The organism is Amycolatopsis vancoresmycina (assembly GCF_000716785.1).
Lineage (GTDB): Bacteria > Actinomycetota > Actinomycetes > Mycobacteriales > Pseudonocardiaceae > Amycolatopsis > Amycolatopsis vancoresmycina.
Map to the genome: position 1 here is coordinate 168,388 of NZ_JNYY01000025.1, position 7,847 is coordinate 176,234.

Consider the following 7,847-nt stretch of genomic DNA (forward strand, 5'->3'; position numbering starts at 1 on the left):
TGTCGCGAATGACTCATTCGGGACGTCGGAGGTCCCGAATGAGTCATTCGCGACCCCCGGCGGGCGGCTGTCGCGGATCTTGTCCGGTGCCCTCACCTGATCAGCGGTCGCCGCCCCGCGGACCGGCGCGCGACGGTGGGGGCATGCGACGTTTCGTGGCCGTGAGCGCGGCCGTCCTGGCGGGTCTCGGACTCCTCACGGCGTCCGGGAGCGCGAACCCCGAAAGCGCTGTCCCGGTCCTCGCCCAGCACGCGGTGGGCGGCTGGGTCGGCACGTGGGCGGCGGCGCCCGCGGCCGCCGTCCCGAACACGCCGGACGGCTACCCCGGCTACTCGATCCGCAACGTCGTGCACACCAGTGCCGGCGGCGGCCGCGCCCGCGTCCACCTGTCGAACGCCTTCGGTGCCACTCCCCTGACCTTCGGGCACGTCACCGTCGCCGTCCAGGGCACCGGCCCGGACGCCGTGCCGGGCACCCTGCGGTCGCTGACCTTCGGCGGCGCGCCGGCCGTCGTCGTGCCCGCCGGCGCCGAAGCGCTCAGCGATCCGGTGAACGTCCGGATCCCCGCCGACACGAACCTGCTCGTGACGACGTACGTGCCCGAGAAGTCCGGGCCGGTGACCTACCACCCGGCCGCGGCGCAGACGTCGTACTTCACGCGCACCGGCGACTTCGCCGCCAGCGAGTCCGGCGCGCCCTACACCGAGCAGACGTCGGTGTGGCACTACGTTTCCGGCGTCGACGTCCAGGGCGGCGCCGAGGCTTCGATCGTCACGCTCGGCGACTCGATCACCGACGGTGTCGGCTCGGCCACCGGGGCCAACCACCGCTGGCCGGACTACCTCGCCGACCGGCTGCACGGCCGCTACGGCGTGCTCAACGCGGGCATCAGCGCCAACCGGCTGCTGCTCGACGTGCCTGGCTCCGGCGCCGGCCAGAACGCGCTCTCCCGCTTCGACCGCGACGTGCTGAGCGTCGGCGGCGTGCGGACGCTGATCGTGCTGGAGGGCATCAACGACATCCAGCAGGACCCGCACCAGACCGACCCGGCCGCGATCACGTCGGCCTACCGCCAGCTGGTCGCGCAGGCGCACGCGCGCGGCATCCGGGTCCTCGGCGGCACGCTGACGCCGTTCAAGGGCTGGCGCGTCTACGACGACACCCTCGAAGCGACCCGCCAGGCGGTGAACGCGTTCATCCGCACCGGCGGGGTCTTCGACGGCGTCGTCGACTTCGACGCCGCGGTCCGCGACCCAGCCGACCCGCTCCGGATGCTGCCCGCCTACGACTCCGGCGACCACCTGCACCCGGGCGACGCCGGCTACGAGCGGATGGCCGCCGCCGTCCGGCTCGACCGGCTCTGATCCCGCGGGATGAACAGCACCGCGACCAGGCTGATCACCGCCACCCCCACCAGGTAGAGCGACACCGAAAACGAGGTGCCGGTGGCGGCCTGCAGCGACACCGCGATCGACGGCGCGAAAGCGCCGCCCAGCACCGCACCCACGGCGTAGGAGAACGACGCCCCGCTGTAGCGGTAGCGCGGCTCGAACAGCTCCGCGAACAACGCCGACTGCGGCCCGTAGGTGGCGCCGAGGCCGACGTTGAGCACGATCACCGCCACGATCAGCCACGCCGTCGCCTTGGTGTCGACGAGCAGGAAGAACGGGATCGGCCAGACCACCAGGAGCACCGATCCGGCCAGGTACACCGGTTTCCGGCCGACGCGGTCCGACCAGGCCGCCGTGACGAGGATGCTGACCAGCCAGGTCACGCTGCCGACGATCACGACCACCAGCAGCGTGGTGCGGTTGATCTTGAGCACCGAAGTGCCGTAGGAGAGCAGGTACGCCAGGAAGATGTAGCCGATCGCGGTGTTCGCGATGAAGCTGCCGGACGCCACCAGCAGCGCCCGCGGCCGCTCGCGCAGCACCTCGGCCATCGGACGGCTGCTGCGTTCCCCGGTCTCCCGCAACCGCGAGAACACCGGGCTTTCCTCGATCCGCAGCCGGATCACCAGGCCGACCGCGACCAGCACGATGCTCGCCAGGAACGGCACCCGCCACCCCCACGCGGCGAACTGCGCGTCGGTCAGCGTCCGGCCGAGGACGAAGAACATCAGCTGCGCCAGGATGAGCCCGGCCGGGACACCGATCTGCGAGAACGCGCCGTACCGGCCGCGACGGCCCTCGGGCGCGTGCTCGACCGCCATCAGCGCCGCCCCGCCCCATTCGCCGCCCGCGCTCAGCCCCTGCAGCAGCCGCAGGACCAGCAGCAGGATCGGCGCCCAGACGCCGATCGCGGAGTACGTCGGCAGCAGCCCGACGCCGACGGTCGCGAAGCCCATCAGCAGCAGCGACAGCACCAGCATCGCCTTGCGGCCGACGCGGTCGCCGAAGTGCCCCCAGAGGATCCCGCCGACCGGGCGGGCCAGGAACCCGACCCCGAGCGTCGCGAAGGCGGCGAGGGTGCCGGAAGCCGGCGACAGCGTCGTGAAGAACAGCTTGCCGAACACGAGAGCCGTCGCCGTGCTGTAGATGAAGTAGTCGTACCACTCGATGGTGGTCCCCACCGCGCTCGCCACGGCGACCCGCCGCAAGGGCCGGGCCGCGACCGCGCGGCCGCTCACGAGCCGGCTAGGGCCGCGGCCGGTACCAGGTCGTCCACGAGCAGGTCCATCAGCAGCCCGTCGTGCCAGCTGCCGTCCGGGCCGCGCTCGTAGGACCGCATCGTGCCGACCGGCCGGAAGCCGAGCGAGGAGTAGAGCCGGATCGCCGCCTCGTTGCCCGCCGCCGGGTCGATCACCAGCCGGTGGTGCCCCCGCACCGTGAACAGGTGCTCGGCCAGCGTGCGGATGGCGTCCGAACCGAGGCCGCGGCCCTGGAAGTCCGGGTGGACCGCGATGTCGATCCCGGCGTGGCGGTACTGCGGGTCGGCCTCCTCGAAGGCGAGCTCGATGCCGATCACGACGTCGTCGTGTTCGATGGCGTAGGTCGTGGTGCCTTCGTCGGGGTCCAGCAGGTAGGACACCTGGGCGGCCACCGGCTCCTCGGCGTCGGCCCACCAGCGGGCGACTTCGGGGTGCGACAGGATCTCCTCGAACCGGGCGGCGTCCGGGGCGGCGGCAGGCCGCAGCCGGACACGGCTTCCGGTGATCAGGCCGGTCATCGGCCCAGTGTCGTCCCCGGGAAGCGCCCTGTCGAGTCCCCGAACGGGCCGCTCAGGCGTACACCGTGACGACGTCCTGCCCGGCGGCGGCCACCTTGTGCAGGGCGGCGAGCACGGCGTCGACCACCTCGGCGTCGTCCTCGTCCAGGTCGCCGGGCCGCTCGTCGCCCGCCTTCGCGAGGGCCTCCTCGAGCTCGCCGGCGAGCACGTAGCCGACCATCGGGTACTCGTACCAGACGATGCCTTCGAGGTTCCGCGACAGCAGGTGGTCGGCCACGTCGGCGCCCAGCAGATCGGCGAGGACGCCGTCGAACACCTCCTCGCGGAACCAGTCGCCGCCCGCGGAGGTGTGGCCGGTGCGGCCCACCTCCTCGCCCATGGCCAGCGCCGTGCGGGCGACCGCGTCCGCCACCTCGGGCGTGGGCTCGCCGCCGCCCGCGTCGCGGAACGCCGTGACCACCGGGTCGGCGGCCACCCGCGCCAAGAACTCGTCGGCCGACATCGCGCGGAAGACCAGTGCGTAGCTCATGCCCTACTCCCCGTACCCGGGTGTCACCTTGACGACCGCCTTGCCGTCCGGGCCGACGGTCGTGTTGACCGGAACGTACTTCACCGGCGGATGGCCGTTGTGGATGGCGTTCCAGATCGACTCGCCGACCTCGCCGCGGCCGTCGTAGGTCCGGTTCTCCGGCTTGCTGTTCTTCATGTTCGCGGCGACGTCCTTGAGGTACTCCGTGCTGCCCTGGTCCATCCGGTGCTCGTTGGGCCGGTTCGCGGGCGGCACCGGGGCGCCGGTGTCCGGGTCGAACTTCTGCACGCGGCCGTGCATCGGGCCGCCGGTCAGCGTCGAGCCGTTGCCCTTCGCCTCGACGACGTGCAGGGTCTTGCCGTCCCAGTAGGCGACGTCGGCGACGTTGTTGCCGTTGAAGGCGACCGCGTTCGGCCACGGCTCTCCCGGTTTGGTGCCGTACTTGCCCTTCTCCAGCGGGTTGGTCTTCGACGGCGTGATCATGTCCAGGTCGTCCTTGCCGGTGACCTTCTTCAGGTAGTCGTGGGCGCCGGCTTCGCCGACGTCCTCGGACCGCTTGACCTTCGTCTTGCCCTCGTCGTCCTTGAGGCGCTTGCCGAGCGGGTTGTCCGGGTCGTCCTTCGGGAAGTTCTTGTACTTGTCGATCGCCGGGTCCTTGAGATCGTCGTTGACGATGTCCCCTGGCTTGTAGTCCTTGCCGGTGTTGGGCTTCTTGTTCGAGCCGGAGCCGGACGCGTTCGTCGAGTCGTCCTCGGAGCGCTTGCGCTTCGGCGGCCCGTCGTCCCGGACCTTCCCGCACGGCGACACCGTCGGCGCCAGGCCGAGCGGGTCGGCCGCGACGAGCGGGTTCGCCACGTACGCGACCGGGTTCGGCGCCGGGTCGAGGCCCAGCGGGTCCGGGCTGAGGTAGCGCCCGGTCGCCGGGTCGTAGTAGCGGTAGACGTTGTAGTGCAGGCCGGTTTCGGCGTCGCGGTACTGGCCCGGGAACCGCAGCGGCGTGCCGCCGGGGTCCGCGGTGTCGTTGCCCCACAGGTCCGCCTGCCCGCGCCACAGCAGGGCGCCGGCCGCGTCGACGAGCTCGATCGGCGTGCCCACCTGGTCGGTGACGACGGTGGCCAGCCGCCCGGCGGCCAGCTGCGCGAGGGGCCTGCCGTCGTCCGGGTGGTACTCCCAGGTGGTAACCCGCCGGCCGGCCTGCTCCTCGACGAGGGTGGTGCCGTCCCAGGTGAAGAGCACCTGCTCGGCCACCACCGGGGCACCGCCCTGGCCGCGCACCAGCCGCTGCTTCGCGGTGCGCCGGCCCAGCGGGTCGTACCGGTAGCGCCAGTGGCTGCCGTCCGGCGTGACGACGCCGGTGAGCCGGCCGAGGGCGTTCCACGTGTACTGCCAGCGGGCGCCCGTGGCGTCCCGGCGGGACACGAGCCTGCCGTGGGCGTCGTACTCGTAGGCCACGGTGTCGGAGCCGGTGAGCCGGGTCCCGGTGTAGAAACGGCGTTCCCGTGCCGTGCCGGTGATGTTGCCCGCGCCGTCGTAGCGGTACTGCTCGGCGCGGTCCGGGCCGGTGACCGCGGTGACGCGGCCGGCGGCGTCGAGCTGGTAGCGCACCGGGCCGGTCGCGTCGTCGTCGACGCCGGCGAGCTCGCCGTCGGGCCGGTACTCGTAGCCGCGGGTGTGCACCCGCCGCCCGGCGACCGTGACGGCCTGCCCGGTGAGCCGCTCCCCCGCGTAGGCCTGTTCGAGCACGACGTCCCCGAACACGCGCCGGGTTTCCGCGCCGCCGTCGTGGCCGAAGCGGATCGACTGGCCGGCGGTCTCCAGCGCGACCGGGACGCCGTCCGGGGCGAACCGCCACACACTGTCCACTCCGGACGGTGTGCGGCGGTGCACGAGGTGGTTTTCGTCGTCGTAGCCGAACGAAACCGTCCGGCCGTCGACGGTGTGGGCGACGACGCGGCCGGTGTCGTCGCGCTCGATGTCCACACGCGACTCGGCGTTCGCCGCACCGGCGAGCCGCCCGACCGGGTCGTGCGCGAACGTGGTGAGCTCGTCGGCCGTGCGGCGGGAGACGACGTTGCCGAGCACGTCGTAGCCGTACTCGACGACCAGGCCACCGGACTCGGAGTGCACGAGCCGGCCGGCGGCGTCGTACGCGTACCGGGTCACCCGGCCGTCGAAGTCGGACTCCGCGGCCAGGCGCCCGGCCGGGTCGTAGGTGTAGTGCCAGGTCAGCCCGGCCGGGTTGGTCACCGAGACCAGGCGCAGCTCGGTGTCGTAGCCGTAGGTCGTGCGCGCGCCGGTCGGGTCGGTGACCGCGGTCGGCAGGTCGAACGGGCCGTACTCGCGGGTTTCGGCCTGGCCGAGCAGGCCGGTGTGGCCGAGTTCGTTGCCCTGCCGGTCGTAGCGCCACACCTCCTGCGTGCCCGACGGCGCGGTCCGGGCCAGCAGCTTGCCTTCGACGCTCCAGCGCAGCGCGGACCGGCCGCCCGCGGCGTCGACGACCGCCTTCGGGCGGCCGAACAGGTCGGTGCCGTCCCCGCGCTCGCGCACCTCGGCGGCGGTGGCCGCCGCGGTGCCGGGCTCCTCGCCGTCCGGCGCCGTCCCGTCCGAGCCGTCGGCGATGCCGGGCAGCGTGGTGTACGGGTCGGGCGCGGTGCCGGCCGGGTAGTGCCGCCGCCAGACGCGGCCGGCGGCCTCGACCGCGATGTCGAGAGCGCCGTCGAGGTGGCGGGTGACGGCGACGCGGCTGCCGTCCGGCCGCACGACCGCCCGCAGCTCGCCGGTTTCGTCGTGCTCGAACAGCGTCGTGTGGCCGAGCGGGCCGGTCCGGCTCTGCAGCCGGTCGTAGCGGTCCCAGATGTAGGCGGTGACCGCGCCGAGCGGGTCGACGTCGCGCACGAGCTGGCCCAGCTCGTTGAAGTGGTGTTCGCTGGTGTGGCCCAGTGAGTTCGTGAACCGCGTGACGCGCTGCGCGGGGTCGTAGGCGAACCGGCCGTCGAGGAAGCCGCCGTCGCCGACGGTGACCACGCACCGCCCGCTGTCGTCGTAGACGTACCGGTACCAGACGCCGTTGCGGTCGTGCCAGCCGGTGACCCGGCCGGCGTCGTCGTACTCGAACCGGACGGGTGTCTCGGACGAGTCGGCCACCGCGGCCAGCCGCCCGCGCGCGTCGTAGTCGTAGCGGGTGGTGCGGACGCGGTAGCCGGTCTCGCCGTCGACGACGTCCACCGCCACCACGCGGCCGCGGTCGGTGGTGAGGGCCACCTCGTAGCCGGCGGAGTGCGTCAGGCGCGAGGGCGCGCCCGACGGCGTGTAGGCGCACTCGATCACGGCGCCGGTGGCGTCTTCGAGGCGGACCAGCGGCTGCAGCGCGGCACCGCGGCCGGGCAGCGGCGCGAAGGTGAGCGTGCGCCGCGCCAGCGGGTCGTGCAGCGTGTAACCGGTCGCCCTGCGGGTCAGCGGCCGCCGCGGGCCTTCCAGCGGCAGCACCGGGACACCGGTCTCCGCGTGCGGGTACACCAGGATCAGGCCGTCGGCGGAGAAGTAGCAGACGTGCTCGTCGTCCAGCTCCAGCCGCTGGTCCACAGTGGACGTCCACATGGGACCGAACCACTGCCCGGCCCGGTAGGACGAGATGTGCGTGCGGTCGAGCACGAGCGGCAGCGGGTCCGGCAGCTCGAGGTCGCGCTGTTCCAGGATGACGTCGCCGCATCCGACGTCGACCGGGTCGGACTTGCAGACGCGGTCGTCCGGGCCGACGCCGCGGTCGCGCGGGTTGTCCGGCTTGTTCGACGAGCCGGAGCCCTTGCCGCCGTCGCCCTTGCCCGTCCCCGACGGCGTGGTCGAGCCGCCGCCGGGTGCCGGGTCCGGGCTCTTCGGGGGGTCGTCGGGGCCCTTCGAGGCCGGTGGCGGGTCGGTTTTCGGCGGCGGGTCGCCCTTCGCGCCCGACGGGGTGGTGCCGTCCCCCTTCGCCCCCGACGGTGTCGTGCCGTCGGTCTTCGGCGGGGGTGCGTCCGGGCCGCCCTTGCCGTTCGGCCCGCCGATGTCCTTGGGACCGCTCTTGATGTCGGCGTGCTTCGGCGGCGGCGCAGCCTTACCCGGCTTGATGTTCTTCAACGCCTTCGCCGCATCCGCGAACAAATCACCCGCCCGC

5 protein-coding genes are annotated in these 7,847 nt (G+C 73.0%); 1 reads left to right on the forward strand and 4 read right to left on the reverse strand.

Translation table 11 applies throughout. From position 1 onward, the window contains the following. Nucleotides 1-143 precede the first annotated feature (143 nt). Complete coding sequence (locus OO60_RS39070; RefSeq protein ID WP_033263250.1) at nucleotides 144-1,364, forward strand: SGNH/GDSL hydrolase family protein; 1,221 nt, start codon at nucleotides 144-146, stop codon at nucleotides 1,362-1,364. Here OO60_RS39070 and OO60_RS39075 read toward each other — a convergent pair. From OO60_RS39075 to OO60_RS39090, 4 genes are all read right to left on the reverse strand, one after another. After that, entirely contained in the window at nucleotides 1,322-2,629 is a 1,308-nt protein-coding gene (locus OO60_RS39075; protein ID WP_033263251.1) for an MFS transporter, read from the reverse strand. The genes OO60_RS39070 and OO60_RS39075 overlap by 43 nt on opposite strands. Then, a complete protein-coding gene (locus tag OO60_RS39080) occupies nucleotides 2,626-3,168 on the reverse strand; it encodes a GNAT family N-acetyltransferase (protein WP_033263252.1) in 543 nt (180 codons plus the stop codon). The genes OO60_RS39075 and OO60_RS39080 overlap by 4 nt, the downstream gene beginning before the upstream one ends. Nucleotides 3,169-3,220: 52 nt before the next feature. Beyond that, nucleotides 3,221-3,697, reverse strand: a complete 477-nt coding sequence (locus OO60_RS39085; protein WP_033263253.1) for a hypothetical protein — start codon at nucleotides 3,695-3,697, stop codon at nucleotides 3,221-3,223. 3 nt (nucleotides 3,698-3,700) lie between these two features. Then, nucleotides 3,701-7,847 (reverse strand): RHS repeat-associated core domain-containing protein (locus OO60_RS39090; RefSeq protein ID WP_033263278.1); only part of this gene is annotated, 4,147 nt, incomplete at its 5' end.